The organism is Actinosynnema sp. NPDC049800, assembly GCF_040656635.1.
Classification (GTDB): domain Bacteria; phylum Actinomycetota; class Actinomycetes; order Mycobacteriales; family Pseudonocardiaceae; genus Actinosynnema.
Genome location: NZ_JBFAMT010000031.1, coordinates 76,077 through 100,662 on the forward strand (window position 1 = coordinate 76,077; position 24,586 = coordinate 100,662).

28 protein-coding genes and 1 tRNA gene are annotated in these 24,586 nt (G+C 71.8%); 17 read left to right on the forward strand and 12 right to left on the reverse strand.

What is annotated here, in order from left to right:
- Positions 1–19: 19 nt before the first annotated feature.
- Complete coding sequence (gene leuA / locus AB0I91_RS28740) at positions 20–1,810, reverse strand: 2-isopropylmalate synthase (protein WP_498779162.1); 1,791 nt, start codon at positions 1,808–1,810, stop codon at positions 20–22.
- Between the two features lie 228 nt (positions 1,811–2,038).
- On the opposite strand from leuA, the gene AB0I91_RS28745 reads away from it, so the two are divergent.
- Positions 2,039–2,338: a hypothetical protein gene (locus tag AB0I91_RS28745; protein WP_230570061.1), complete on the forward strand. Its 300-nt coding sequence runs from the start codon at positions 2,039–2,041 to the stop codon at positions 2,336–2,338.
- Between the two features lie 164 nt (positions 2,339–2,502).
- Here the strand turns inward: AB0I91_RS28745 and AB0I91_RS28750 are convergent, their stop codons facing one another.
- From AB0I91_RS28750 to AB0I91_RS28760, 3 genes are all read right to left on the reverse strand, one after another.
- Positions 2,503–2,892: a hypothetical protein gene (locus tag AB0I91_RS28750; RefSeq protein WP_499639713.1), complete on the reverse strand. Its 390-nt coding sequence runs from the start codon at positions 2,890–2,892 to the stop codon at positions 2,503–2,505.
- 137 nt (positions 2,893–3,029) lie between these two features.
- Positions 3,030–3,605: a nitroreductase family protein gene (locus AB0I91_RS28755; RefSeq protein ID WP_499639729.1), complete on the reverse strand. Its 576-nt coding sequence runs from the start codon at positions 3,603–3,605 to the stop codon at positions 3,030–3,032.
- 37 nt (positions 3,606–3,642) lie between these two features.
- Positions 3,643–4,842 (reverse strand): hypothetical protein, encoded by a 1,200-nt coding sequence (locus tag AB0I91_RS28760; RefSeq protein ID WP_499639715.1) that lies wholly within the window; start codon positions 4,840–4,842, stop codon positions 3,643–3,645.
- Between the two features lie 101 nt (positions 4,843–4,943).
- Here AB0I91_RS28760 and AB0I91_RS28765 point away from each other — a divergent pair, with 101 nt between their 5' ends.
- From AB0I91_RS28765 to AB0I91_RS28775, 3 genes are read left to right on the forward strand one after another with little or no spacing between them, the layout of a single operon-like run.
- Entirely contained in the window at positions 4,944–6,209 is a 1,266-nt protein-coding gene (locus tag AB0I91_RS28765; protein WP_498779166.1) for an aspartate kinase, read from the forward strand.
- Positions 6,206–7,270, forward strand: coding sequence for an aspartate-semialdehyde dehydrogenase (locus tag AB0I91_RS28770; protein ID WP_498779167.1), 1,065 nt, complete (start codon positions 6,206–6,208; stop codon positions 7,268–7,270). The genes AB0I91_RS28765 and AB0I91_RS28770 overlap by 4 nt, the downstream gene beginning before the upstream one ends.
- A 10-nt stretch (positions 7,271–7,280) precedes the next feature.
- Entirely contained in the window at positions 7,281–8,708 is a 1,428-nt protein-coding gene (locus AB0I91_RS28775; protein WP_499639717.1) for a gluconokinase, read from the forward strand.
- Here AB0I91_RS28775 and AB0I91_RS28780 read toward each other — a convergent pair.
- A complete protein-coding gene (locus AB0I91_RS28780; protein ID WP_499639718.1) occupies positions 8,691–9,863 on the reverse strand; it encodes an MFS transporter in 1,173 nt (390 codons plus the stop codon). The two genes, AB0I91_RS28775 and AB0I91_RS28780, sit on opposite strands and share 18 nt — an antisense overlap.
- An 85-nt stretch (positions 9,864–9,948) precedes the next feature.
- On the opposite strand from AB0I91_RS28780, the gene AB0I91_RS28785 reads away from it, so the two are divergent.
- Positions 9,949–10,383 (forward strand): Fur family transcriptional regulator, encoded by a 435-nt coding sequence (locus tag AB0I91_RS28785; protein WP_498779173.1) that lies wholly within the window; start codon positions 9,949–9,951, stop codon positions 10,381–10,383.
- On the forward strand, positions 10,380–11,828 hold the full coding sequence (locus AB0I91_RS28790; RefSeq protein ID WP_498779175.1) for a catalase: 1,449 nt from the start codon (positions 10,380–10,382) through the stop codon (positions 11,826–11,828). Before AB0I91_RS28785 ends, AB0I91_RS28790 begins: the two co-directional genes overlap by 4 nt.
- 108 nt (positions 11,829–11,936) lie before the next feature.
- Here AB0I91_RS28790 and AB0I91_RS28795 read toward each other — a convergent pair whose 3' ends face one another.
- Complete coding sequence (locus tag AB0I91_RS28795; RefSeq protein ID WP_499639720.1) at positions 11,937–12,179, reverse strand: hypothetical protein; 243 nt, start codon at positions 12,177–12,179, stop codon at positions 11,937–11,939.
- 92 nt (positions 12,180–12,271) lie between these two features.
- Between AB0I91_RS28795 and AB0I91_RS28800 the strand changes: the two genes are divergently transcribed.
- Genes AB0I91_RS28800 through AB0I91_RS28810 form a run of 3 tightly spaced genes read left to right on the forward strand, consistent with a single transcriptional unit; the run spans position 12,272 to position 13,659 of the window.
- Complete coding sequence (locus tag AB0I91_RS28800; RefSeq protein ID WP_498779181.1) at positions 12,272–12,574, forward strand: YbaB/EbfC family nucleoid-associated protein; 303 nt, start codon at positions 12,272–12,274, stop codon at positions 12,572–12,574.
- A 24-nt stretch (positions 12,575–12,598) separates the two neighbouring features.
- On the forward strand, positions 12,599–12,919 hold the full coding sequence (locus AB0I91_RS28805; protein WP_498779182.1) for a DUF2563 family protein: 321 nt from the start codon (positions 12,599–12,601) through the stop codon (positions 12,917–12,919).
- Entirely contained in the window at positions 12,916–13,659 is a 744-nt protein-coding gene (locus AB0I91_RS28810) for a hypothetical protein (RefSeq protein ID WP_498779184.1), read from the forward strand. Before AB0I91_RS28805 ends, AB0I91_RS28810 begins: the two co-directional genes overlap by 4 nt.
- Before the next feature lie 43 nt (positions 13,660–13,702).
- On the opposite strand, the gene AB0I91_RS28815 is transcribed toward AB0I91_RS28810, so the two are convergent.
- Positions 13,703–14,770 carry an alpha/beta hydrolase gene (locus AB0I91_RS28815; protein ID WP_498779185.1) on the reverse strand — a complete coding sequence of 356 codons (1,068 nt, stop codon included), beginning with the start codon at positions 14,768–14,770 and terminating at the stop codon, positions 13,703–13,705.
- 80 nt (positions 14,771–14,850) lie between these two features.
- On the opposite strand from AB0I91_RS28815, the gene AB0I91_RS28820 reads away from it, so the two are divergent.
- From AB0I91_RS28820 to AB0I91_RS28830, 3 genes are all read left to right on the forward strand, one after another.
- Positions 14,851–15,411, forward strand: coding sequence for an NADPH-dependent FMN reductase (locus AB0I91_RS28820; RefSeq protein WP_498779187.1), 561 nt, complete (start codon positions 14,851–14,853; stop codon positions 15,409–15,411).
- A 113-nt stretch (positions 15,412–15,524) separates the two neighbouring features.
- Positions 15,525–15,947: an organic hydroperoxide resistance protein gene (locus AB0I91_RS28825; protein ID WP_498779188.1), complete on the forward strand. Its 423-nt coding sequence runs from the start codon at positions 15,525–15,527 to the stop codon at positions 15,945–15,947.
- A 15-nt stretch (positions 15,948–15,962) separates the two neighbouring features.
- Complete coding sequence (locus AB0I91_RS28830; RefSeq protein ID WP_498779190.1) at positions 15,963–16,448, forward strand: Dps family protein; 486 nt, start codon at positions 15,963–15,965, stop codon at positions 16,446–16,448.
- 163 nt (positions 16,449–16,611) lie between these two features.
- On the opposite strand, the gene AB0I91_RS28835 is transcribed toward AB0I91_RS28830, so the two are convergent.
- Together AB0I91_RS28835 and AB0I91_RS28840 are read right to left on the reverse strand one after the other, a co-directional pair.
- Positions 16,612–18,420 (reverse strand): prolyl oligopeptidase family serine peptidase, encoded by a 1,809-nt coding sequence (locus AB0I91_RS28835; protein ID WP_498779192.1) that lies wholly within the window; start codon positions 18,418–18,420, stop codon positions 16,612–16,614.
- Positions 18,417–19,211: a class I SAM-dependent methyltransferase gene (locus tag AB0I91_RS28840; RefSeq protein WP_499639723.1), complete on the reverse strand. Its 795-nt coding sequence runs from the start codon at positions 19,209–19,211 to the stop codon at positions 18,417–18,419. Before AB0I91_RS28840 ends, AB0I91_RS28835 begins: the two co-directional genes overlap by 4 nt.
- 29 nt (positions 19,212–19,240) lie before the next feature.
- On the opposite strand from AB0I91_RS28840, the gene AB0I91_RS28845 reads away from it, so the two are divergent.
- Positions 19,241–19,747: a DUF3291 domain-containing protein gene (locus tag AB0I91_RS28845; RefSeq protein ID WP_498779196.1), complete on the forward strand. Its 507-nt coding sequence runs from the start codon at positions 19,241–19,243 to the stop codon at positions 19,745–19,747.
- Here AB0I91_RS28845 and AB0I91_RS28850 read toward each other — a convergent pair.
- A complete protein-coding gene (locus tag AB0I91_RS28850) occupies positions 19,744–19,956 on the reverse strand; it encodes a hypothetical protein (protein ID WP_499639725.1) in 213 nt (70 codons plus the stop codon). The genes AB0I91_RS28845 and AB0I91_RS28850 overlap by 4 nt on opposite strands.
- Before the next feature lie 252 nt (positions 19,957–20,208).
- On the opposite strand from AB0I91_RS28850, the gene AB0I91_RS28855 reads away from it, so the two are divergent.
- From AB0I91_RS28855 to AB0I91_RS28865, 3 genes are all read left to right on the forward strand, one after another.
- Positions 20,209–20,409 carry a hypothetical protein gene (locus tag AB0I91_RS28855; protein WP_073897285.1) on the forward strand — a complete coding sequence of 67 codons (201 nt, stop codon included), beginning with the start codon at positions 20,209–20,211 and terminating at the stop codon, positions 20,407–20,409.
- A 102-nt stretch (positions 20,410–20,511) separates the two neighbouring features.
- Positions 20,512–21,273 carry a class I SAM-dependent methyltransferase gene (locus tag AB0I91_RS28860; protein WP_498779200.1) on the forward strand — a complete coding sequence of 254 codons (762 nt, stop codon included), beginning with the start codon at positions 20,512–20,514 and terminating at the stop codon, positions 21,271–21,273.
- Between the two features lie 609 nt (positions 21,274–21,882).
- The gene (locus AB0I91_RS28865; protein WP_230570040.1) at positions 21,883–22,242 is read left to right on the forward strand and encodes a helix-turn-helix domain-containing protein; all 360 of its coding nucleotides are present in this window, start codon (positions 21,883–21,885) and stop codon (positions 22,240–22,242) included.
- A gap of 322 nt (positions 22,243–22,564) precedes the next feature.
- Here AB0I91_RS28865 and AB0I91_RS28870 read toward each other — a convergent pair.
- A tRNA-Pro gene (locus AB0I91_RS28870) sits at positions 22,565–22,638 on the reverse strand.
- A 24-nt stretch (positions 22,639–22,662) separates the two neighbouring features.
- Positions 22,663–23,622, reverse strand: coding sequence for a metallophosphoesterase (locus AB0I91_RS28875; protein WP_230570038.1), 960 nt, complete (start codon positions 23,620–23,622; stop codon positions 22,663–22,665).
- 64 nt (positions 23,623–23,686) lie between these two features.
- Here AB0I91_RS28875 and AB0I91_RS28880 point away from each other — a divergent pair, with 64 nt between their 5' ends.
- Positions 23,687–24,154, forward strand: coding sequence for a GatB/YqeY domain-containing protein (locus AB0I91_RS28880; RefSeq protein ID WP_499639727.1), 468 nt, complete (start codon positions 23,687–23,689; stop codon positions 24,152–24,154).
- Positions 24,155–24,586: the final 432 nt, after the last annotated feature.

Genomic DNA, 24,586 nt, shown 5'->3' on the forward strand with positions numbered 1-24,586 from the left:
GGCGAGGCGGGCACCGGCCTCAGCGGTGGGCGCGGTTGATCGCGGAGACCAGGGCGCGCAGCGACGCGGCGACCGTGGAGCTGTCGATGCCGACGCCCCACAGCACGCGGTCGGACACGGCGCACTCCAGGTACGCCGCCGCACGCGCGTCGTCACCCGACGACATGGCGTGCTCGAAGTAGTCCAGCACCCGCACGTCGTAGCCCACGGTGGCCAGGGCGTCCACGAACGCGGCGATCGGGCCGTTGCCGCCGCCGGTGATCTCCTGCGCCTCGCCGTCCACCACGACCACGGCCTTGATCGTCTCGTGGCCGCTGCCGTCGCCGGACACCTTCTGGCGCAGCAGCTTCAGCGGCGCGGCGGCGTCCAGGTACTCCTCGGAGAACGCGTCCCACATGTCCTTGGGGCCGATCTCGCCGCCCTGGGTGTCGGTGACCTCCTGGATGACCTTGGAGAACTCCACCTGCAGCCGCCGCGGCAGGTCCAGGTGGTGCTCGGTCTTCATCAGGTACGCCACGCCGCCCTTGCCGGACTGCGAGTTCACCCGGATCACGGCCTCGTAGTTGCGGCCGACGTCCTTCGGGTCGATCGGCAGGTACGGGACCTCCCACGGGAACTCGTCCACGTGCTGCCCGGCGGCCTTGGCGGCGTCCTCCAGGGCCTCGAAGCCCTTCTTGATCGCGTCCTGGTGCGAGCCGGAGAACGCGGTGAACACCAGGTCACCGCCGTACGGGTGCCGTTCGGGCACGGGCAGCTGGTTGCAGTACTCGACCGTGCGCCGGATCTCGTCGATGTCGGAGAAGTCGATCTGCGGGTCGACGCCCTGGCTGAACATGTTCATGCCCAGCGTCACCAGGCACACGTTGCCGGTGCGCTCGCCGTTGCCGAACAGGCAGCCCTCGATCCGGTCGGCGCCCGCCAGGTAGCCCAGCTCGGCGGCGGCCACGCCGGTGCCGCGGTCGTTGTGCGGGTGCAGCGACAGGATGATCGACTCACGGCGGGCCAGGTTGCGCGACATCCACTCGATCGAGTCGGCGTAGACGTTCGGCGTGGCCATCTCCACCGTCGCCGGCAGGTTGATGATCAGCGGCTTGTCGGGGGTCGGCTGGATGATCGCCGAGACGGCGTCGCAGACCTCCAGCGCGTACGACAGCTCGGTGCCGGTGTAGGACTCGGGCGAGTACTCGTAGCGGAACTCGGTCTCCGGGTAGTCCTTCTCCTGCTCCAGGGCGAACGCGGCGGCGTCCGTGGCGATCTTCTTGATGCCCTCGCGGTCGGACTTGAACACGACCCGGCGCTGCAGGATGGACGTCGAGTTGTAGAAGTGCACGATCGCCTTGCCCGCGCCGCGCAGCGACTCGAACGTGCGGCTGATCAGCTCGGGGCGGCACTGGGTCAGCACCTGGATGGTGACGTCGGGCGGGATCGCGCCGTCCTCGATGATCTCGCGGACGAAGTCGAAGTCGGTCTGCGAGGCGGCCGGGAAGCCGACCTCGATCTCCTTGTAGCCCATCCGCACGAGCAGGTCGAACATCTTGCGCTTGCGGGCGGGCGACATGGGGTCGATCAGGGCCTGGTTGCCGTCGCGCAGGTCGACCGCGCACCACAGCGGCGCCTTGGTGATCCGCTTGGTCGGCCAGGTGCGGTCGGGTACGTCGACCGTCTCCACCTGCTCGTGGAACGGCCGGTAGCGGTGCACGGGCATGGACGTGCCGCGCTGCGGGTTCCAGACCGGCTGGTCGGCCACGGGGCGGGCCGGCGGTCGGATGCGGCTGGTGCCGGAGGTGTACGCGTCGGGAGTGGCGCTCATGTTCGGGGTGCTCCTGCTGCTGCCGGTGGGAAGACGACCGGCGGGCAACGCTCGTCCCGCGACGGGGGGCCGGTCTTGATCAGACCCCGTCACGGCGGCGAAGCAGGAGGGCGCGTGCCATGACGGACAGGTTAACCGGATTCCGCGCCGAGGTGGAACCGAGCGCCCAGATGGTGGAACTTCACCCGGTCGAGTTTCACTCGATCGTGGGGCGGGCACCTCCTTGACATGTCCAGATGGCGAACCTCAACGCGCAGCGGCAACTACACCGCTGCCCGAGTGATCCGCGGTGTCGGTGCCGTGTTCGCCGGCATCGAGGTGCTGTACATCCTGATGCTCCTGATCGGGGTGAACACCGCCAACGCGTTCTTCCGCTTCATCCAGCAGCTCGCCGAGCCGCTGGCGCTGTTCTTCCCAGGGCTGTTCCAGACGGGCAACGCCAACCTCGACGTGATCCTGAACTACGGTCTCGCCGCGGTGTTCTGGCTGGTCGTCGCAGGTCTGCTGGCCCGCGTCGTCGCGCGCTAGCGCCCACTCTCCCCGGTCCCCGCCGTCCTCCCCCCTGCGGTGGGGGCCGGGGGTTCTTCCGAAGTCACGCGTTCACGACGACCAGCGCGTCACGGCGAGGCCGATCGTCGGTTGCCGCGGGCCGTCGAGAGGGCCGTCACCCCACGGAGCGCCCAGAGCGGTGATCACCGCGGCCACCACGTTGCCCTCGTCGCGCTCATCGGGAGGTCGGTCAATTCCGGTGCCGGCTCGGCGGAGGTCGTCGTCGTGAGGGCGGCGGTCGAGGAGCCGGGTGCGGACGTCGTCGTGGTAGAGGGTGACGGCGAGGTCGAGGCGGTCGTCGTGCCCAGTGCCGCGGCGCTCCCCTCCGGCGCGTCCGGACCGTCTGCCAGCACGAGCCCGAAGAGCACTCCCACCGTGAGGAACGCCGCCGACGACAGGGCCAGCGCCACCCCTCGCCGGGACGGCTTCCCAGCCCGCTGCGCCGCGTCGGACTTGAGTTGGCGGATCGCGACGACCCCCTGGGGCACACCGACGGCCAATGTCACGAGGGCGATCACGGCTTCGACCGACACGACCGCAAACTAGCCTTCCGGCACGTCGGAGTAGCCGCACTACAGCGGTTTGGACGGGTGAACTCGATCGAGGCATGCGCGGCGGGCGCGGTGGCTTTGCGCTGCGCATGGCGGCGATCTTCTGGCCGGTCGTGCGCTCACTCGTGCCCAGGCTCGTTCGCAGGCTCGTCTGAGAATGCCGGTTGACCCCACCTGCCTGCGAAGACGGTCTCGCTCAGCGGTTTGCGCACCCGTGGCCGCCGTTCCCTGGCCCGCAGGTCCTCGGGCAGGTCCTCGTCGTCGCCGAGCAGTCCGACCGCGATCACGACGACCGGCCGCACGTGCTCGGGCAGCCCGAACGCCTCGCGCACCGCGTCCGGCGAGAACCCGCCCATCTGGTGCGTGACCAGGCCCAGCTCGACGGCCCGCAGCACCAGGTTCTGCACCGCGAGCCCCAGCCCGAACTCGGTGTTCGGCATCGGCCCGCGCTCGTCCGACTCGGCCACCGCGCCCACGAGCAGCACCGACGCCCGCCCCGCCCACGCCTGGTTGCCCGGCCGCAGCGCCGCGAAGATTCGCCCGAACGTGTCGTCGCCGCGGTAGCCGACGAGGAACCGGGCGGGCTGGGTGTTGCCGTGCGAGGCCGCCCACCGGGCCGCCTCGACCAGCGCGCGCACGGCGTCCGGCGACACCTCGGCCGCCCCGTCGAACGCGCGCGGGCTCCAGCGCCGCATGATCAGGTCGTTGCCGTCCACCGACCCATACTGTCGATCAGATCGCGTACGGCCAAGCCGTGATGGCGTAGGCGCCGAACCACGCGCTGAACACCGACACGCCCACCAGCACCGCCACCACCGTGCCGGTGCGCCGCCGCGCCAGCGCCAGCGCGATCGGCAGCAGGAGCGTGAACGCGGGCAGCAGCAGCCGCGCCTTCGAGTTCATCAGCCCGTTCGACCCGAGGTCCATCGCGAGCACGCCGGCGCCGTAGACGATCAGCGGCCACTCCAGCCCGCGCCGCAGGCTGAGCACCACCAGCGCCAGCGCCACCACCAGCAGCCACACCGTGGCCAGCTCCAGCACCGACCGGGGCTCGCCCAGGATGAGCAGCGCGAACTTCCAGGTGGCCGCGCCGCCGTCGAACCGCGAGTCCCACCCGATCTGCTGCACGGCGAACCAGCCGTCCCACCGCCCGGTGCGCGCCGCGACGTACCCGAGGTAGCCGACCAGGCCCAGCGGCGCGACCAGCGCGCCCACCCACGGCCGCCAGTCGTCCCGCCGCCGCCACGCCGCCACCAGCGCCGCCGCGCACACCGCCAGGACCAGCGCCGCCGCCGTCGGCCGCACCAGCCCCGCCGCCGCGCAGCACGCGCCGGCCAGCAGCCAGCGCCGTTCCACGACGCCGACCAGCGACCAGACGGCGAGGGCGCAGAACGTCGCCTCCGAGTACGTCATCGACAGCGCCACGGCCATCGGCGACGCCGCGAACAGCACCACCAGCACCAGCCCGGCGCGCTGCGACCCGCCGGACACCCGGGAACCGAGCCGGGCCAGCCCGTAGGCGCACAGCACGCCGCTGACCAGGCTCACCGCGAACGCGGCGCCGACCGTCGGCACGCCGGGCAGCCCGTCCACCCAGCGCACGAGCGTCGGGTAGCCGGGGAAGAACGCCAGCGGCGTCTCCGCCGTCCGCCGCCCGAACGCGTCCACCAGCCACGTCGGCACGTTCGCGTAGCCGCCCTCGGCGATGCCCAGGAACCACTGCCCGTCCCACGAGGTGAGCGCCCGCGTGACGTCCTTGTCCCACCGCGCCGCCATGAGCTGCAGCGCGAGCAGGCCGAGCTCGCGGACGGCCAGGTAGAGCAGGGCGGGCGCGAGGGCCGCGGTGACCCGGTGTCTGGCCACGCGCGCCAACCGCTCACGCGCGCTGGGCGCGTCCTCCGGCTCCACGCGAACGGCCTCCAGGGTCGACACGGGGTCGAGAGTAGTGGCCGTCACGGCGACCGCTGTCCACTCCTTGGGCCAGGTAGTCTCCCCGATGAGCTGGGCTTGAAGCACCTGGGAGGAGTGGGTCTGTGGCGCTCGTCGTCCAGAAGTACGGCGGTTCCTCGGTCGGGAGCGCCGAGCGGATCAAACGGGTGGCCGAGCGCATCGTCGCGACCCGCAAAGCGGGCAACGAGGTCGTCGTCGCCGTCTCCGCGATGGGCGACACGACCGACGAGCTGCTCGACCTCGCGCGCCAGGTGTCCCCGGTGCCGCCCGCCCGCGAGATGGACATGCTGCTCACGTCCGGTGAGCGCATCTCCATGTCGCTGCTGGCGATGGCGATCAGCTCGCTGGGCGCCGAGGCGCGTTCCTACACCGGCTCGCAGGCCGGCGTGATCACCACGTCCGTGCACGGCAAGGCGCGCATCATCGACGTGACGCCGAGCCGCATCCAGGACGCGCTCGCGGAAGGCGCCATCGCGATCGTGGCGGGCTTCCAGGGCGTGAGCCAGGACAGCAAGGAGATCACCACGCTCGGCCGCGGCGGCACCGACACCACCGCGGTGGCGCTGGCGGCGGCGCTGAAGGCCGACGTCTGCGAGATCTACACCGATGTCGACGGCGTGTTCACCGCCGACCCGCGCATCGTGCCGAACGCCAAGCGGCTGGAGACCATCTCCTACGAGGAGATGCTCGAGATGGCGGCGAGCGGGGCCAAGGTGCTCATGCTGCGCTGCGTCGAGTACGCCCGCCGCTACGGCGTCCCGGTGCACGTCCGATCTTCGTTCAGCAACAAGCCCGGGACCATCGTGTCCGGGTCAGTGGAGGACCTTCCCGTGGAACAGGCGATGATCACCGGCGTCGCGCACGACCGGTCCGAGGCCAAGGTGACCGTGACCGCGGTGCCCGACCTGCCCGGCATGGCGGCGCGGATCTTCCGCGTCGTGGCCGAGGCGGAGCTCGACATCGACATGGTCGTGCAGAACGTCTCGCAGGCCGTGTCCGGCCGCACCGACGTGACGTTCACGCTGCCGAAGGACGACGGGCCGCGCGCGGTCGCCGCGTTGGAGAAGTCGCGCGCGGAGATCGGCTTCGACCAGGTGCTCTACGACGAGCACGTGGGCAAGGTGTCGCTGGTCGGCGCGGGCATGCGCTCGCACCCCGGCGTGACCGCCCAGTTCTGCGAGGCGCTCGCGTCGGCGGGCGTCAACATCGAGATCATCTCCACCTCGGAGATCCGGATCTCGGTCATCTGCCGCGACACGCAGCTCGACGACGCCGTGCGGGCCCTGCACGACGCGTTCGACCTCGGCGGCGACGAAGAAGCTGTGGTGTACGCGGGGAGTGGGCGATGAGCGGACCTGTCCTGGCTCTTGTGGGGGCCACCGGTGCCGTCGGCACCGTCATGATCGACATCATGAACGGCCGGGAGTCCGTGCCGTGGGGTGAGGTCCGGCTGATCGCGTCCGCGCGCTCGGCGGGCAAGAAGATCACCGTGCGCGGCGAGGAGCTGACCGTCGTCGCGCTGTCGCCGGAGGCGTTCGACGGCGTGGACGTCGCGATGTTCGACGTGCCGGACGAGGTGTCGGCCGAGTGGGCGCCGGTCGCCGCGGCCAGGGGCGCGGTCGCGGTGGACAACTCGGGCGCGTTCCGGATGGACCCCGAGGTGCCGCTGGTGGTGCCCGAGGTGAACGCCGACAAGATCGGCGAGCGCCCCAAGGGGATCATCGCGAACCCGAACTGCACGACGTTGTCGATGATGGCCGCGCTGGGCGCCCTGCACCGGGAGTTCGAGCTGCGCGAGCTGGTCGTGGCGTCCTACCAGGCCGCGTCGGGCGGCGGGCAGGCGGCGATCGACCGGCTGTACGCGGAGATCTCGGCGTTGGCGGGCAAGGAGGTCGGCGTGCGCGCGGGCGACGTGCGCGAGACGTTGGAGGCCGCCGGCCTGCCGGTGTCGGACTCGCCGTTCCCCGCGCCGCTGGCGTTGAACGTGGTGCCGTGGGCGGGTTCCCTGAAGGACGAGGGGTGGACCAGCGAGGAGCTGAAGGTCCGCAACGAGTCCCGCAAGATCCTGGGCATCCCGGACCTGAAGGTGTCCGCGACCTGCGTGCGCGTGCCCGTGGTGACCACGCACTCGCTGGCGGTGCACGCGACGTTCGCCCGCGAGGTGACCGTCGAGCAGGCGCACAAGATCTTCGACGCGCAGCCGTCGATCGTGCTGGTGGACGACCCGGCGGCGAAGGAGTTCCCGACGCCGGCGGACGTGGTCGGCGGCGACCCGACCTACGTGGGCCGCGTGCGGCAGGCGTTGGACTTCCCGAACACGCTGGACTTCTTCGTGTGCGGGGACAACCTGCGCAAGGGCGCGGCGCTGAACACCTACGAGATCGCCGAGGAGCTGGCGACCCGCCTGTAGGTTCACCCCCATGGCGGACGTAGTGCTCGCGATCGACCTCGGGACGACGTCGACCAAGGTGATCGCGGTGGACCGGGACGCGGGCGTGGTCGCATCGGCGGAGCACGGCTACCCGATGCGCACCACGCCCTCCGGTGAGGCGACCCACGACCCGGCCGAGGTGTGGGGCGCGGCGCTCGAGGCGTTGCGCGAGGTCGCCGCGCAAGGGCTCGCCGTGCGGGCGTTGTCGTTGACCGGCGCGATGCACACCCTGGTCGGGTTGGACTCCTCGGGCACGCCCGTCACGCCGTCGTTGTCGTGGGCGGACAACCGCGCGCTGGAGCAGACGGCGCGGCTGCGCGGCACGGCGGAGGGGATCGCGCTGCACCGCGCGACCGGCACCCCGATCCACACCATGTCGCCGCTGGTGAAGCTCGCGTGGTTCCGCGACCAGGGCTTCTCCGCCGCGCGGTGGTGCGGTCTCAAGGACTTCGTCGCGCTTCAGCTGACCGGGGTGCTGGCGACCGAGCACTCGTCGGCGTCCGCGACCGGGTTGATGGACCTCCGGTCGCTGGACTGGCACCCGGACGCGCTGGCCTTCGCGGGCGTGGACCCCGGGCAGCTCCCCGACCTGCACGCCCCGGTGGACTCGCTGCCGTTGGCGCTGGACGTGCCGGGCCTGCCCGCAGGCCTGCCGGTCGTGCTGGGCGGCGGTGACGGGCCGATGGCGAACCTCGGCGTCGGCGCGGTCGTGCCGGGGGTGGCGGCGGTGTCGCTGGGCACGAGCGGCGCGCTGCGGGTGGTGCGCGACGAGCCCGTCGTGGACGAGCAGGGGCGGGTGTTCTGCTACGCCGTCGCCGAAGGGCTGTGGGTGCTCGGCGGGGCGGTGAGCAACGGCGGCGTGGTGGCGCAGTGGGCCGCCGAGGCGTTCGGCGTCGACGTGCGCGACCTGCTGGTGGAGGCGTCCGGGGCGCCGGTGGGCGCGGCCGGCGTGATCGCGCTGCCGTACCTGTTGGGGGAGCGCGCGCCGTGGTGGGACGCGGACGCCACGTCGGCGTTGATCGGGCTGCGGCGCGAGCACGGGCGGGCCGAGATCACCCGTGCGCTGGTCGAGGGCGTGGCGCAGCAGTTGGCGCTGGTGCTGGACGCGGTGCGCTCGGTGGCGGACGTGCACGCGGTCCGGGTGACCGGTGGCGCGTTCCGCAGTGAGCTGTGGGCCACCGTCCTGGCGTCCGCGCTGGGCCTGGAGCTGGAACTGGCCGACGACAGCGAGGGCTCCGGCGTCGGCGCGGCCCTGGTCGCCTGGCGGGCACTGGGCGAGATCCCGTCCCTGACCGTCGCCGCCGACCTGATCAAGCCGGTGAAGACGATCCCGCCCGACCCCGGCGCGGTCCGCCACTACGCCCGGTCGCGCCCCACCATCGACCGCCTCTACCAGGCCCTACGCGACCTGGTGTGACGCGCGGACATGGCGGCCGAGCACCACCGTGCCCGCCGCGACGACGACCGCGCCCGCACCCGCCACGGCGAAGCCCCACGCCGGGGACGAGTGGTCGATCACGAAACCGGTGACCGGCGCGCCCAACGCCACGCCCAGCGTGAACGCCGAGCTCTGCAGGCCCATCGCCACACCGCGCGCGGACACCGGGGCGTACTTCGTGATCAGCTCACCCGTCGCGGTGATCGTCGGCGCGCACAGGAAGTTCGTCGGCACCAGCGCCAGCGCCAGCCACCACGGCGACCAGCCGAACAGGCCGATCGGCACGGCCAGCACCCCCATGCCGCCCATCAGCACCCACAACGGCGGCACGCGCGTCAGCCCGCCGTAGAGGAAACCGCCCGCCAACGACGCCACGCACATCACCACGATCATCGCGCCGGTCCACCCGGTCAGCCCGAGCCCGCGCATCGACGCCACCACCGACACCTCGACGCCCGAGAGCACGAACGTCGCACCGCCCGCGCTGATCAGCACGCCGAGCAGCCGGCCGTCCAGCCACTCCCGCCGCGGCACCCGCGCCCCGGTCTCGCCCTCGTGCCGCACCGGCGGGTTCACCGCGTACAGGATCGCGCCGATCAGGACCATGGACGCGCCGATCGCCCACATCGCCGTCCGGCTCGACGCCTGCGTGGTGAGCGCCACCCCGAGCGCCGGCCCGGCCATGAACGACAGCTCGACGGCCATCGAGTCCATCGCCAGCGCGGTGCGCCTGCGGTCCTCCGGCACGAGCGCGGTCAGGATCTGGCGGCCGAGCGACATGACGGGCATCACGGTGATGCCGGTGATGAAGCACGTGACGAGCAGCACCTCGTAGGACAGCAGCGGCGCGACGAACCAGAAAGCGCCTTCGGTGACCATCGACAGGACCAGCATCGCGCGCAGACCACGCCGGTCGACCAGGTGGCCCATCAGCGGCGAGCCCAGCGCGATGCCGACCGTGCTGACCGCCCCGACCAGGCCCGCGGCGCCGTAACCCCGTTCCAGGCCGAGGAGGACGTGCATGGTGATCGTCATGCCCGCCGCCGTCGGTGGCACGCGCGCCAGCAGCATCAACAGCATGAAGCCGGGCACGCGCGGGGTCCGGAGGACGGCCAGGTAGTGAGAGACGTTCACGTGCTCATCTTCACTCGCCCGGGCAACAGGTTTAACCGTTCGTTTTCTTGACTCGTTCCAGAAAGCGTGATGGAGTGGTGGAGCCATGACCCCAGGACCACGCGAGCTGCTCAAGGACGCCGGGCTGCGCATCACCGCGCCCCGGATCGCGGTGCTCGAATGGCTCGCCGAGCACCCCCACGCCACGGCCGACGCGGTCGCCGAGGGCGTGCGGGCCAGGTTGGGGTCCGTGTCGACGCAGGCCGTCTACGACGTGCTGCACGCGTGCGCGCGGACCGGGTTGCTGCGCCGGATCGAACCCGCCGGGCACCCGGCGCGGTACGAGACGCGGACCGGCGACAACCACCACCACCTCGTCTGCCGGGACTGCGGCCGGACCGAGGACGTCGACTGCGTCCACGGCGCCGCGCCCTGCCTGGAACCCTCGGACACGGTCGGCTTCGCCGTGGACGAGGCGGAGGTCCTCTTCTGGGGTCTGTGCCCCGACTGCCGAACCCCTCAGAAGGAGCTACCAGCGTGACCGACGCGCGTCACACCACCAACAACGCAGGCATCCCGGTCGCGAGCGACGACCACTCGCTGACCCTCGGCGCCAACGGCCCGATCCTGCTGCAGGACCACTACCTGATCGAGAAGAACGCCCAGTTCAACCGGGAGCGGGTGCCCGAGCGGGTCGTGCACGCCAAGGGTGGCGGTGCGTTCGGCTACTTCGAGACGACCGAGGACATCAGCCGCTTCACCAAGGCGGCCCTGTTCCAGCCCGGCGTGAAGACCGAGACGCTGCTGCGCTTCTCGACCGTCGCCGGTGAGCTGGGCTCGCCCGACACCTGGCGCGACCCGCGCGGTTTCGCGCTGAAGTTCTACACGACGCAGGGCAACTACGACATCGTCGGCAACAACACGCCGGTGTTCTTCCTGCGCGACCCGATCAAGTTCCCGGACTTCATCCGCTCGCAGAAGCGCCGCGCCGACACCGGCCGCCGCGACCACAACATGCAGTGGGACTTCTGGACGCTGCAGCCGCAGACCGCGCACCAGGTGACGTGGCTGATGGGCGACCGCGGCATCCCGAAGACGTGGCGCCACCAGAACGGCTACGGCTCGCACACCTACTTGTGGGAGAACGCCGCCGGCGAGCGCTTCTGGGTGAAGTACCACTTCAAGACCGACCAGGGCATCGAGACCCTGACGTCGGAACAGGCCGCGAAGATCGCCGGCGAGGACGCCGACGCGCACCGCGCCGACCTGTGGCACGCCATCGAGCGCGGCGAGTTCCCGTCGTGGACGCTGCACGTGCAGGTGATGCCCTACGAGGACGCCGCGACCTACCGCTTCAACCCGTTCGACCTGACCAAGGTGTGGCCGCACGCCGACTACCCGCTGATCAAGGTGGGCAAGCTCGTGCTGGACCGCAACCCGGCGGACTACTTCGCCGAGATCGAGCAGGCCGCGTTCGAGCCGACGAACCTGGTGCCCGGCATCGGCACGTCGCCGGACAAGATGCTGATCGGCCGGATCTTCTCCTACCCGGACGCCCACCGCTACCGCATCGGCGCGAACTACAACGAGCTGCCGGTGAACCGGCCGAAGTCGCCGGTGAACTCGTACTCCAAGGACGGCGCGATGCGTTTCAACAACGCCGTCGACCCGGTGTACGCGCCCAACTCCTACGGCGGCCCGCACGCGTCCGTCGAGGCGGCCGGCGAGGTGGCGTCGTCCTACGGCGTCGAGGACGCGGTCACCCGTTCGGCATACAAGCTGCACGCGGAGGACGACGACTTCGGCCAGGCGGGCACCCTGATCCGCGAGGTGATGGACGAGGGCCAGCGCGAGCGCCTGGTGCAGACCGTGATCGCGCACGCCTCGAACGGCGTGTCCGAGCCCGTGCTGGAGCGCGTGTTCGAGTACTGGCGCAACATCGACAAGGAGACCGGCGACAAGATCGCCGCCGCGTTCGGCAAGTGACCGCGCCACCCCGAACTGTGCACCCCTGATAGTGCACACCCCGGCAGGGCCGTCCGGATTCGTCCGGGCGGCCCTGTCCCCTGTCCCGAGGGGCTTTCCAGACCGGACCTACGCCCCGGTCTCCCGGTCCTTCTGCCACGGATAACGCGGCACGACCAGCTCGAACGAGTCCACCAGCCACGTCTTCCGCGTCTCCGACTCCGACCCGGCCTCACCGGCGGCGGTGGCGGCACGCGGCGGCGGGGCCACGGCGGCGCGCCGCGTGGCCCGGACCCAACGGGGCTCACTGCCCGTGATCGGAAGGGCAGGCGGCGGCGGGTCACCCACCCTCACCCGCACCCAGTAGCCCACGATCTTCAGATTACCGTAGTGAATAACGGAACCAGGCTCGGTTGATCTTCGTCCGAACGGGGACACCGTGCCGCCGATCGGGGGTCGCGCGCATGACGGATCAGCCTTCACTGGACGAGCTGGCGGCCCGCGCCGAACGACTCGACCAGGCGCGGCTCGCGCTCAAGCGCGACCTCGCCGAACGGGTCGTCTTCGGCCGCGACGACAGCGGCCTGGTCGAGATCGGGGTGGACCACACGGCCAAGGTCGTCGAGGTCGCCCTCAACGCGACGCTGGTCGGCCGGGTCGACCCGAAGGTGCTGGCGAACGCGGTCCTCCAGGCCGCGACCGAGGCGCAGCGCCAGGCGCGCGAGCTGGTGGCGGAGCGGCGTTCGTACTACCTGGGCACGCAGTAGGGCAAGACAGCGAAGGGGGAGGTCATGGCAGGTTTCAAGGTCGACAGCGACCGGTTGCGCCGGTCCGCCGACGGGTTCGGGCGCGCGGGCGAGCACGCCGGCACGGTGGCGAGCTCGTTGGGCGGCGCGACCGTGCCGGGCGGCGCGTTCGGCGTCTCCGGCCCGGGCGCCGGGCTCGCCGCGGACCTGGACGCGATCGTCGGGCGCCGGCGTGACGCGATCGCGCGACGCCGCGACCGGCTCGCCGAGATCGCCGACAAGGTGCGCCGGGACGCCGACGAGTACGACCGGTCGGACGCGGACAACGCCGAGGGCGTCACCCGTTCCGGAGAGGGCCTGCGATGACCCACCCGGCACTGCAGAAGGCGATGGACGGCTGCACGCGGCTCGCGCAGGCCGCCGGCACGGTCGGCTCACCGGACCCGATCGCCGCGATCCGGCAGATCGACTACGACCCGCAGGCCGTCCAGGCCTACGTCGACCAGCTGCGCGCGGCCGCCGGCGACCTCGACAAGGCGATCGCGCAGCAGGAGGACGCGATCGCCGAGCACGAGGCGGGCTCGGAGGGGTCCGCGTCCGACTCCGCCCGCGCGGAGATGGCCAAGGAGCTCGACGCGCTGGTCGACGAGCGCAAGCGGCTCGAGGAGCTGATCAAGGAGGTCGACCGGATCTCCGCGCGGATGGACCAGCTCGCCGGCACCGCGGCCGACCAGGTCCTGGCGATCGCCGCCCACGCCGACCCCGCCGTCTCGATGGTGCTGGACGGCAGCTGGCTCGACGACGCGACCGGCGAGGGCGCGCAGGCGGAGGAGATCGTGCACACCGCCGTCGCCGACGTCATCAAGGTGTGCCAGTCGGTCCAGGACCAGGTCGCCACGCTCCGCGCGGAGCTCAACGCCACGATGGACGACGCCGAGAGCAGCGGCGCGTCGGCGGGCGGCACGACGGGCGGCGCCGGTGAAGGCGGCGTCCCGCAGGGCGAGGGCGAGGTGGGCGCGCCGGAAAGCGGGGGTGAGGCCGGCACGCCGGAGGGCGGGCAGGCGGAAGCAGGCGGGTCGGGTGGCGCCGCGGGCAGCGGCGGCTGAGCCGAACGGGCCGGTCGCCCCGCCCGGGGCGACCGGCCGCGCGTCACGCGGTCTCGGGGATGTCCTGCCGCGTGTTGGCCAGCGCCAACCCGGTGCGCAGCGACCCGACCGCCTCCGCCACCGCCTCCCGGAACACGCCACCGACGCCGAGGATGTTCGCGTAGCCGTGGAACAGCCCCTCGTACCGCCGCAGCACCACCGGCACGCCCTGCCGCGCCAACTTCTCCGCGAACGCCTCGCCCTCGTCCCGCAGCGGGTCGAACCCGGCCGTCGCCAGGTACGTCGGCGGCAGCCCGCTCAGGTCCTCCGCCAGCAGCACCGACAGCCGCGGATCGGTGTGCGTCTCGCGTGAGGGCGCGTAGTGGTCCAGGAACCAGTCCATCTTCTGGTCGGTGAGGAAGAACCCGTTGCCGAACAGCTCCCGCGACCGCCGGCGCACCGACGCGTCCACCGCCGGGTAGAACAGCAGCAGGAACACCGGCTTCACCTCGCCCGCGTGCAACGCCGTCACCGCCGCCAGGTTGCCGCCCGCGCTGTCACCGCCCAACGCGATCCGCCGCGGGTCGACCTTCAGCTCCTCGGCGTGCGCCACCGCGTACTCGAACGCCGCCCGCGCGTCGTCCGCCGCCGCCGGGAACGGGTGCTCCGGCGCGAGCCGGTAGTCGGCCGACAGCACCCGCACCCCGCCCTCGACGGCGAGGAACCGGCACAGGTTGTCGTGGCTGTCCAGGTCGCCGCTGACCCACCCGCCGCCGTGGTAGAAGACCAGCAGCGGCGAGCCGGCGGCCAGCCCGGTCGGCTCGTAGAACCGCGCGCCGACGCCGTCCAGCGACAGCGAGCGCACCGCCACGCCACCGATGACGGGACCGCACACCAGCGCGTTGCTGCGGGTCAGCGCCAGGCGGTTCGCGGCGGGCGTGGTCGTCTGCCAGTCCTCGCCGCTGAGCTGCTGCAGCCTGAGCAGCAGCTGGGCTTCCGGGTGCAGCCGCTGGCCGTCCACCGTGACGGGACGGCCGGCGATCAGCTTGCGCAGCGGCGCGGGCAGGCCGAACACGAAGCGCAGGGCACCGGCCAGGACACCGGGAGGGATCGACTCGGCGAGCTTCGACATGAGACGTACGTTACTCGCCGGTAGGGGCTCGGGCGAGCGACTGGACCTCCAGTTAGGTCCAGGTGGCAGGATCGGACACCATGACGGTCACCGTGGTGGGCATCGGCGGATCCCTCCGCCCCAACTCGCAGTCCGAGCGCGCGATGAGGATCGCCTTGGAGGGCGCCGTGGACGCGGGCGCGAAGGTCGTCGAGGTCTCCGGGCCCGACCTGGTGCTCCCGTTCTACGACCCGGCCATCCCGGACCGCACCGAGAACGCCCACCGGCTGGTCGAGGCGCTGCGCGGCGCGGACGGCGTCGTGCTCGTCTCGCCCGGCTACCACGGCACGGTGTCCGGCCTGGTCAAGAACGCCCTGGACTACATCGAGGACCTGCGCGGCGACGCGCGCCCCTACCTCGACGGCCGCGCGGTCGGCTGCGTGGCCACCGCCCAGGGCTGGCAGGCGTCGGTGACCACGCTGACCGCGTTGCGCTCGATCGTGCACGCGCTGCGCGGCTGGCCCACGCCGTTGGGCGCGGCGGTGAACTCGCGCGAGGTCGAGTTCGACCTCGAAGGCGGCTGCACGGTGCCGTCCGTGGCCGACCAACTCCGCACGATCGGGCGACAGGTGGCCGAGTTCGCCGTGTCGAGGGCGGGCTGAGCGGGTACGTGTGAGGGGGCGTGAGCTGCCACACGACCGGGTGTGGTTCGGCTTCGGCCGGGTGTTGGGCTGATCGACGGGCTCGACCACCAGCTCGAAGGGGAGCGTTGAAGATGCAGGTGCTCTACACCGCGGAAGCCATCGCAGTCGGGGACGGCCGCAACGGAGAGGTCCGCTCCTCCGACGGCGTGATCGACGAGCAGCTCTCCACGCCCAAGGAGCTCGGCGGCCCCGGCGGCGACCGGACCAACCCCGAGCAGCTGTTCGCGGCCGGGTACGCGGCGTGCTTCCACAGCGCGCTGAAGGTCGCCGCGCGGCAGGCCAAGGTCAAGATCGGCGAGACGTCGGTGACCGCGAAGGTCGACCTCGGCGCCAACGGCAGCGGCGGCTTCCAGCTGGCCGTCGAGCTGGTCGCGCACGTCCCGGGCGTCGAGCAGGCCGTGGCCGAGCAGCTGTCCGCCGCCGCGCACCAGATCTGCCCGTACTCCAACGCCACGCGAGGCAACATCGAGGTGGCCCTCACGACCACCGTCTGAGGAGGCGTCAGACCCATGAGCAAGTCGCAGAAGTCTCCGATCACCAGCCCCCTGGCCGACGCGGACAAGGCGTCGGTCGCGGCGGTGCTCCAGGCCACCCTGGTCGACCTGGTCGACCTGTCCCTGGTGGCCAAGCAGGCGCACTGGAACGTGGTCGGCAAGAACTTCCGCAGCGTCCACCTCCAACTGGACGAGCTCGTCACGACCGCCCGCACGTACACCGACGAGGTGGCCGAACGGGCCGCCGCGCTCGGCATCTCGCCGGACGGCAAGGCGAAGACCGTGGCGGAGGGCTCGGGCGTGCCGGAGTTCCCCGGCGGGTGGTTGAAGGAGGACCAGGTCGTCGCGGCCGTCGTCACGGCGCTGGGCGAGCTGATCGGGCGGCTGCGCAAGCGGATCGACGAGACCGACAAGTCCGACCTCGTCACCCAGGACCTGCTGATCGAGATCACGAAGAACTTCGAGCAGGCGCACTGGATGTGGCAGGCGCAGCAAGCCTGACCCACCTGCCCGCGCACCGGCCTCGACCGACCTTCGGGGGCCACCGGACATCCGGCGGCCCCCGAAAATGTCGGACCCCCTCGGTAATATCGAAAACAGGGATCCCCTGGGCGGGGACTCCTGCGCAGCTTCGCCCCGCAGGCCGGCTCGGCCAGGCCCGCGGCTACAGCACGCGCTGCACGAACGCGACCTCGGCGGCCGTCTGCCGGATCGTCTCCGCGACCACGAGCGAACCGTGCCCGGCGTCGTACCGGTACACCTCGTACGCCGCCCCGCGCGCCGCCAGCCGCTCCAGGTAGTTGTCGATCTGCCGGATCGGGCAGCGCGGGTCGTTCTCCCCCGCCAGCACGAGCACCGGCGCGCGCACCGCGTCCACGTACGTCAACGGCGAGCACTCGCGGTACCGGTCGGGGAGTTCCTCCGGCGACCCCCCGAACAACGCCCGGTCGAACGCGCGCAGCGGCTCCATCTCGTCCTCGTACGCGGCCAGGTAGTCGGCCACCGGCACGCCCGCCACCCCGGCCGCCCACCGCTCCGGCTGCGTGCCCAGCGCCAGCAGCGACAGGTACCCACCCCACGACGCGCCGTTGACCACGCACTTCGCCGGGTCGGCGAACCCGGACCCGACGGCCCACTCGTGCACCGCCGCCACGTCCTCCAGCTCGGTCAACCCCGGCCGGCCCTCGATCGCGTCACGCCACTTCGACCCGTACCCGGTGGACCCGCGGTAGTTCACGTGCACCACGGCGAACCCGGCGTCCAACCACACCGCGCGGTACGCGGAGAACCGGTCCTCGTCCGCCGAGTGCGGCCCGCCGTGCAGGTGGAACACCGTCGGCAGCGGACCGTCGGGCGCGCCGGCGGGCCGGGCGACCAGGGCGTGCACCTCGCCCACGAACACGTCGGTCAGGTCGACCGACGGCGGGGCCTTGTGCCCGGGCGGCTCCAGGAGCACGCGCTCGTCGCCGTCCACGTCCAGCACCCGCACCACGCCCGGCCGGGCGGCCGACGACCACGAGTACTCCACCGCGCCGTCCGGCCGCACGTTCGCGCTGCCGACCGTGCCGTGCGGGGTGTCCAACGCGTGCAGGACGCCGGTGGCCAGGTCGTAGCGGTGCAGGGTGTTGCGCGCCTGGAACGTGTGCACGACCAGCAGCGACTTCGCGTCCGGGTACCAGTCGGCGCTGATCTCGCCCGGCAGGTCGATCACGACCTCGGTCTCGGTGTCCGCCGCGACGTCCCAGATCAGCAGCTCCTCCTTGCCGCGCCGCTCGTGCCCGACCAGCAGCCGGTTGTCGCCGCGCACCGGGCTGAACGCGATCGCGTCCAGGCCCTTGCCCGGCCCGTCCCACTTCTCGGCGACTTTTTCACCCGACGGGGTGACCACGCGCAGCGCCGCGTGCCGGTTGTCGCCGTGCTCCGAGTGCGACAGCACGACCAGCGTCTCGTCCTTGGACAGCGCCGACACGCCGCCGTCGTTCTCGTGCGCGTAGATCACCTCGGCCGGCCCGCCGCCCCGCGCCACGTAGACGGTGGTGCCGTCGTCGGTGGACGTGCCGACCGCGACGACCTCGTGCCCGATCTCCAACCCGGCCGGGTACCCGGCCCGCACGCCGTCCACCGCGGGCTTCGGGTCGCGGCCCGGCTGGAACGGCTCGCTGACCCACGTGCCGAACTCGTCACCGTCGGTGTCGGCGAACCACCAGATCGTGTCGCCGTCGGGGCTGAGCGCGCCGTGCGACGTGCCGTTCGGGCGGTCGGTCACCTTGCGGTGGGTGTCGCTCGCGCGGTCCCAGGCGTAGATCTCCCACACACCGCTGGAGTTCGACAGGTACAGGCTGCGGTCGGGTGCGTCGTCGGCCCACCCCGGCAGGCTCACGCGCGGGGCCGTGAAGCGGGCCCGCCAGCGGGCTTCGGCCTCGGCGTCGGCGAACAGCGGGTCGGGCACTTCGGCGGTCGGGTGCGTCGTCACAGCCCCGATCCTGCCGGCTTCCGCGCGGTGACCAGGTAGTAGTCCACGAGACCCTGCTCGACGGCGCGCAACCAGTTGCGGTCCCAGTGGTCCGGGCGCGGCCCCTGCTCCAGCCACCGGTCCAGGCCGCGCCACACGTGCTCGCCGACGCTGCGGGCGGTGACGTCGGCGAACCCCGCCGCATGCAGGTCGCGCACCACGTCGTCGACGCGGTGCGCGTGGTCGAGGCCGGAGGCGAACGTCTTCAGCAACCCGGCCAGCCGCTCGGCCGCGTCACCCGTCCTGGTGAAGAACGTGGTGACGGCGAACCGGCCGCCCGGCGCGAGCACGCGGGCGCTCTCGCGCGCGAACCCCGGGACGTCCTCGAAGTGCTGCGCCGCCTCCACGGACAGCAGCGCGTCGAACGAGCCGGCGGGGAACGGCAGGTCGTCGCACGCGCCCTGGACGAACGCCACCCGTGGGTCGTCGTTGGCCTCCGTCGCCCGCGCGACCTGCTCCGGCACCAGGTCCACGCCCCGGACCACCGCCGGCCCGCGCCGCAGGACGCGAAGCGCGCCCAGGCCGTGCCCCGAGCCGACCTCCAGCACCCGGTCGCCCGGCCCGATCGAGAGCGCGGCCACGACCAGGTCGTACAGGGCCTCCTGCGAGGCGATCCGCTGCTCGACGGTCAGCTCGCCGTCCAGCGGGATGCCCGCCCAGTAGCCGAAGTTGATGAAGCCGCCCGCGAACACCGGCAACGCCGCCAGGTCGCCCGTCCCGTACGCGCGCCGAACCTCGGTGAGATCTCCCATCTGTCGATCTTCCCGGCTAGCGTGCGGACATGACCGGGGACGGGTACGACTTGGCGCAGGTGAACATCGGCCGGATGCTCGCGCCGCTGGACAGCCCGCGGATGGCGGGGTTCGTGGCGGCGCTGGACCCGGTGAACGCGGTCGCCGACCGCGCGCCGGGGTTCCGGTGGCGGCTGCAGACCGAGGACGGCGACGCGACCGCGATGCGGATCTTCGACGACGAGTGGCTGCTGGTGAACATGTCGACGTGGGCGTCGCACCAGGCGCTCGTCGACTACGTGTACGGGCCGGAGCACGTGGCCGTGCTGCGGGAGCGCAGGCAGTACTTCGAGCGGCCGGCCGAGGCGATGACCGCGCTGTGGTGGGTGCCCGCCGGCCACCGGCCGACCGTGGCGGAGGCGCAGGAGCGGCTGGTGCGGCTGCGCGAGGACGGTCCGACGCCGTTCGCGTTCACGTTGCGCGAGACGTTCCCGGCGCCGGACGCGACGGAGCGTGACCTGGTGGAGCGTGACCTGGCGGGCTGCGGGGTCGACTAGCGGTCCAGTTCCTCGGCCAGGATCCGGTCCACCTGGCGTGACGCGCGGAGCAGGGCGCGGACCGCGAGGGCGATCAGCGCCACCGCCGCCGCGACGACGACGGCCGCGGTGGGCGAGGCGAGAACCGCGACCAGACCGGCTAACCCGAGCGCGACCTGGATCGAGGCGACGACGGGGACCCAGCTGTTGACGGCGGTGGTGGTGGTCATCGGGCATCTCCCTGCTGGCGGTGGCGGGCGGCGGCGCGACGCGTTGACTCGTCGTCGCCCGAACCCCGCCGCTCGTTACGCAACGTCACTTGAATCGTCAACGTTCACTCGAACGGTGTAGCCCAACGTGACGAAGGTTCACGGAAGATGGCAGTGGACGAATTAAGCAACAGCGAGGAGTAGTTCGTAACGTCCTCGTTGGTCCGAACGAATCACGAGTTACACGGGTGGTAGCGCAGGGAGGTCTGACCGATGATCGAGAACACGGTTCGGCAGGGCGGTCGCGTCGGGTGCGTCGACGCCCTGGGTCGTCGGCGGACGCTGGAGGTGTCGCTCACCGAAGAGGGCAACGTCTGCATCCACACCCCGCCCGGCGAGTCCGCGAAGCTCGACTGGAACGAGGTCGGCGAGCTCCTCCGGCGCCTCGCGGAGCTGCGACCGCACGTCAAGTGACGTCCGGCCGGCGCGCGTCCGGGAGGGCCGGCGAACCCTCCCGGACGCCCCGGCGCGGGAAAACCGCTCGCCCGTGGTCGGGCGAGCCACTCCAATGAGCGGATGATCGACCACACGGAACTCAACCGCCGTCACTGGGAAGACACCGCCGCCGCGGCGCACGGACCACTGGCCCGTGAGCACTGGGCGAAGACCGAGCCGCAGTGGGGCCTGTGGGCCACCCCCGAGTCCGAGGTCTCCGTGCTGCCGCCCGACGTGTCCGGCATGGACGTCATCGAACTCGGCTGCGGCACCGCCTACGTGTCCGCGTGGCTCGCCAGGCTCGGCGCCCGTCCCGTCGGCATCGACATCTCGGCCCGCCAGCTCGACACCGCCCGCGAGATGCAGGCCGAGTTCGGCCTCGACTTCCCGCTGCTCCTCGGCGACGCCCAGCGCGTGCCCCGCGACGACGCCACCTTCGACCTCGCGATCAGCGAGTACGGCGCCTCCCTCTGGTGCGACCCGCACCGCTGGATCCCCGAAGCCGCACGCCTGCTCCGGCCGGGCGGCCACCTGGTCTTCCTCCACCGGTCACCGCTGTTCGCCCTGTGCGCCCGCGACGGCACGACCGCGTCCACGTCGCTCATGCGCCCGCAGTTCGGCCTCAACCGGGTCGACTACGCCGACTCCACCGAGTTCACCCTGCCGCACGGCGACATGCTGCGGCTGCTGCGCTCGTCCGGCTTCACCGTGGACGACCTGATCGAGATCCAGGCGCCCACCCCCGCGAACCGCGAGTTCCACGAGGTGTCGTCGGCGTGGGCGAGCCAGTGGCCGAGCGAGGAGATCTGGAAGGCGCGACTGACGTCTCCCCAGGTCAGGTAGTCCTGGCTGCCCGGTCGAGTAAATCTATGATCGCCGGAGTAGACATTCGCACCTCGACGTGTGTAGTGTTCTCCCTGTACGAGAGAACGTCGGATCGGCACGGGAGATGACGAACTACCCGTGACGCGAGGGCGGTCGGCGCGTGCGGTACCCGGAGTGCAAACGATTTACGCAGGACAGCAAGTCGCACTCCGAGCCGACAGACCCGCGCGTGCAGTGGCAAGGCGGTCAGGCGAGCTGGAGCCGATCAGTGGAAGGGGTTCCAGCGCGGTGGCCGGGCGGTCGGCGAGGTGAGCCGGAGCAAGCGAGAAGTCCGGTGTCGGCCGTCGAACGAGTAGCGAGAAAGTCCGGAAACCAGAGAAGAAGGGAAGGGTTGAACACCATCGGATCGCCTGCCTCGGGCTGAAGTCGGGCCAGGCGGGTACCGCAGTCCAGAAAGATTGGAAGGTGGTCTCCGGTTACGCAAACGCGATCCACGCAGTCTCCGCCGCTGTACGGGCGGATGACGCGGACACGGTAAACCGGCCGCGAGGCCGGATGGTGGGAACCCATAACCCTGGGGCCCGGTGCCGACAGACGGCACCGGGCCCCTCGTGGCGCGGAGGTGCGATGACCCCAGAAACGAACGAGCCGCGACCCGCGGCGGACAACTTGGACGACGACCACTACCCCGCCTTCACGATGGGCAGGGCCGCGGAGATGCTCGGCACCACGCCGGGTTTCCTGCGGGGCCTCGACGAGGCGAAGCTGATCGAGCCGGAGCGCTCGTCAGGCGGCCACCGCCGCTACTCCCGGTACCAACTCCGGTTGGCCGCACGGGTCAGGGAACTGGTCGACCAGGGCATGAGCCTCGACGCCGCGTGCCGCATCGTCACCCTGGAGGACCAACTCCAGGAAGCCAGGAACCTGAACAAGCAGAACGCACCGCCCGAGCCGGACCAGCCGTACCCGCCACTGCGGGGCGTGTGACCGGGTCGGGCCGTCGACCCGACCGAGCAGAGAGCGCGCGTCACGGCCTCACCACCCGTGACCGCGCCCGCCGCTGACTCAAGCCCTCGCGAACCCGTCGCCGTCCGCTTGCCGGCCCCGTGCCACATCACGCGTCGGCGGTTTGCCTGCGTGTCCTGGTGTCCTCCACCAACGCCGCGCCACCCGCTGCGGCCAACGCGATCATGCCTCCGCCGGCACAAACCCTCCAGCGCGCTCGAACCGCCGACAGCAGGCGAAGCGAGCTGCACCGAAAACGACTCAGGGCCTGTCCGAAGACTTCTCGGACAGGCCCTGAGCTGCGTCGGGGTGACAGGATTTGAACCTGCGACCTCTTCGTCCCGAACGAAGCGCGCTACCAAACTGCGCCACACCCCGGCTTGCTCTCGAACGAGGAGAACTCTACCTGACGTTCCCACCCACTCCGAACCGGGTATCCCTTTTCGCTTCGGACACGTCCTGACCTGCGTCGACAGGGCGCGGCACCAAGGTCAGCAGGCTCGCCTCCGGCGGGCACGCGAAGCGCACCGGCGCGTACGGCGACGTGCCCAGGCCGGCCGACACGTTCAGCCACATGTGCGCGCCCCACCGCGAGACGCCCCGCGCACGCGAGCGGTCCAGTTCGCAGTTCGTCACGATCGCGCCGTAGCCCGGGATGCGCAGCTGGCCGCCGTGCGTGTGGCCCGCCAGCACCAAGTCGTAGCCCTCCGCCGCGAACGGGTCCAGCACGCGCGGTTCCGGGGAGTGCGTCACGCCGAGCCGCAGCGGCACGTCCGGCAGCGGGCCGCTGATCTCGTCGAACCGGTCGCGCTTGAGGTGCGGGTCGTCCAGGCCCGCGGCGAAGACCTCCAGGCCGTTCACCTCGAACCGGCGGCGCGCGTGGGTCAGGTCCAGCCAACCGCGTTCGATCATCGCCGCGCGCAGGTCCTTCCACGGCAGCGGGATGCCGTGCACGCGCCGCGTCTTCGCCGACGGCAGCAGGTAGCGGGCCGGGTTCTTCGGGCGCGGCGCGTAGTAGTCGTTGCTGCCGAACACGAACACGCCGGGACGGTTCAGCAGCGGACCCAGCGCGCGCACCACGGCGGGCACGGCCTGCTTGTGCGCCAGGTTGTCCCCGGTGTTCACGACGAGGTCCGGCTCCAACTCGTCCAACGCCGCGACCCACCGCTGCTTGGACTTCTGGCCCGGCATCATGTGGAGGTCCGAGAGGTGCAGCACGCGCAGCGGCGACGAGCCCGGCGCGAGCACCGGCACCGTCGCCTCGCGCAACGTCCACCGCCTGCGCTCGATGCCCGCGGCGTAGGCGAGCGTGGCGGTGCCCAGGGCGGTCGTGGCGAGCAGCGTTCGGACGAGCGTGTTCACGTAGTCGAGGGTAGGGGGTTGACCGATTCGGGGTGCGACGGGCTTCCCGGTACCGTTCCGGCTCATGGCGGAGTTGAAGGCGCGGTTGCAGGCGGACCTGACGGCGGCGATCAAGGGCCGGGAGACGGTGCGGGCGGGCGCGCTGCGGATGACGTTGGCCGCCCTGACCACCGAAGAGGTCTCCGGCAAGAGCGCTCGCGAGCTGAGCGACGACGAGGTGCTCAAGGTCATCACCCGTGAGGTGAAGAAGCGCAAGGAGGCGGCGGAGGCGTTCGCCGGCGCCGGGCGGACCGAGCAGGCCGAGCTGGAGCAGGCGGAGTCCAAGGTGCTGGAGGACTACCTGCCGGCGCAGTTGGACGACGCCGAACTGGCGACCCTGGTCGACGCCGCGATCGCCCAGGTGGCCGAGCAGCTCGGGGAGCAGCCCGGCCAGCGGCAGATGGGCCAGGTCATGAAGGCCGTCAACGCCCAGGTCGCGGGTCGCGCGGACGGCGGCCGAGTCGCCGCTGCGGTCAAGGCCAAGCTCGCCTGAGGCCCGGTTCTGCTGGCTGCGGTAGCTTGGCAGCGTCCGCAGACGCCTCGCCTCTGCCCGTGCGGCAGGCCGGGACGGCTGTGGTCGAACGGTCCAGCGGCTCGCGGTCGGCGCGTGGGCCCGGTTGCCGGGACGGTCAGGACGTACACAATCGGGTGATCATCGCCCGAAAATGTACGGAAACACTGTTACCGCACCTCGGTTGAAAACCAGCGGAACCGCCGAAACCACCCCCGACCGCCCAAGAGCACCCCGACCGCCCACCGCCCCGACCGCCGCCCAGTGCGACGGCCCACCGCGACGGCCCCCCACGGCCACCGCCCCACGGCCGCCGCCACCACGGCCGCCGCCACCACGGCCGCCGCCACCACGGCCGCCGCCACCACGGCCGCCGCCACCACGGCCGCCGCCACCACGGCCGCCGCCACCACG

What these genes read in the sequence shown, in the direction of transcription:
- leuA (WP_498779162.1), bottom strand. Translation starts at nt 1,810, where the DNA reads ATGAGCGCCACTCCCGACGCGTACACCTCCGGCACCAGCCGCATCCGA.
- AB0I91_RS28745 (WP_230570061.1), top strand. Translation starts at nt 2,039, where the DNA reads ATGTCCAGATGGCGAACCTCAACGCGCAGCGGCAACTACACCGCTGCC.
- AB0I91_RS28755 (WP_499639729.1), bottom strand. Translation starts at nt 3,605, where the DNA reads ATGCGGCGCTGGAGCCCGCGCGCGTTCGACGGGGCGGCCGAGGTGTCG.
- AB0I91_RS28770 (WP_498779167.1), top strand. Translation starts at nt 6,206, where the DNA reads ATGAGCGGACCTGTCCTGGCTCTTGTGGGGGCCACCGGTGCCGTCGGC.
- AB0I91_RS28775 (WP_499639717.1), top strand. Translation starts at nt 7,281, where the DNA reads ATGGCGGACGTAGTGCTCGCGATCGACCTCGGGACGACGTCGACCAAG.
- AB0I91_RS28785 (WP_498779173.1), top strand. Translation starts at nt 9,949, where the DNA reads ATGACCCCAGGACCACGCGAGCTGCTCAAGGACGCCGGGCTGCGCATC.
- AB0I91_RS28800 (WP_498779181.1), top strand. Translation starts at nt 12,272, where the DNA reads ATGACGGATCAGCCTTCACTGGACGAGCTGGCGGCCCGCGCCGAACGA.
- AB0I91_RS28805 (WP_498779182.1), top strand. Translation starts at nt 12,599, where the DNA reads ATGGCAGGTTTCAAGGTCGACAGCGACCGGTTGCGCCGGTCCGCCGAC.
- AB0I91_RS28810 (WP_498779184.1), top strand. Translation starts at nt 12,916, where the DNA reads ATGACCCACCCGGCACTGCAGAAGGCGATGGACGGCTGCACGCGGCTC.
- AB0I91_RS28815 (WP_498779185.1), bottom strand. Translation starts at nt 14,770, where the DNA reads ATGTCGAAGCTCGCCGAGTCGATCCCTCCCGGTGTCCTGGCCGGTGCC.
- AB0I91_RS28820 (WP_498779187.1), top strand. Translation starts at nt 14,851, where the DNA reads ATGACGGTCACCGTGGTGGGCATCGGCGGATCCCTCCGCCCCAACTCG.
- AB0I91_RS28825 (WP_498779188.1), top strand. Translation starts at nt 15,525, where the DNA reads ATGCAGGTGCTCTACACCGCGGAAGCCATCGCAGTCGGGGACGGCCGC.
- AB0I91_RS28830 (WP_498779190.1), top strand. Translation starts at nt 15,963, where the DNA reads ATGAGCAAGTCGCAGAAGTCTCCGATCACCAGCCCCCTGGCCGACGCG.
- AB0I91_RS28840 (WP_499639723.1), bottom strand. Translation starts at nt 19,211, where the DNA reads ATGGGAGATCTCACCGAGGTTCGGCGCGCGTACGGGACGGGCGACCTG.
- AB0I91_RS28845 (WP_498779196.1), top strand. Translation starts at nt 19,241, where the DNA reads ATGACCGGGGACGGGTACGACTTGGCGCAGGTGAACATCGGCCGGATG.
- AB0I91_RS28850 (WP_499639725.1), bottom strand. Translation starts at nt 19,956, where the DNA reads ATGACCACCACCACCGCCGTCAACAGCTGGGTCCCCGTCGTCGCCTCG.
- AB0I91_RS28855 (WP_073897285.1), top strand. Translation starts at nt 20,209, where the DNA reads ATGATCGAGAACACGGTTCGGCAGGGCGGTCGCGTCGGGTGCGTCGAC.
- AB0I91_RS28860 (WP_498779200.1), top strand. Translation starts at nt 20,512, where the DNA reads ATGATCGACCACACGGAACTCAACCGCCGTCACTGGGAAGACACCGCC.
- AB0I91_RS28865 (WP_230570040.1), top strand. Translation starts at nt 21,883, where the DNA reads ATGACCCCAGAAACGAACGAGCCGCGACCCGCGGCGGACAACTTGGAC.
- AB0I91_RS28880 (WP_499639727.1), top strand. Translation starts at nt 23,687, where the DNA reads ATGGCGGAGTTGAAGGCGCGGTTGCAGGCGGACCTGACGGCGGCGATC.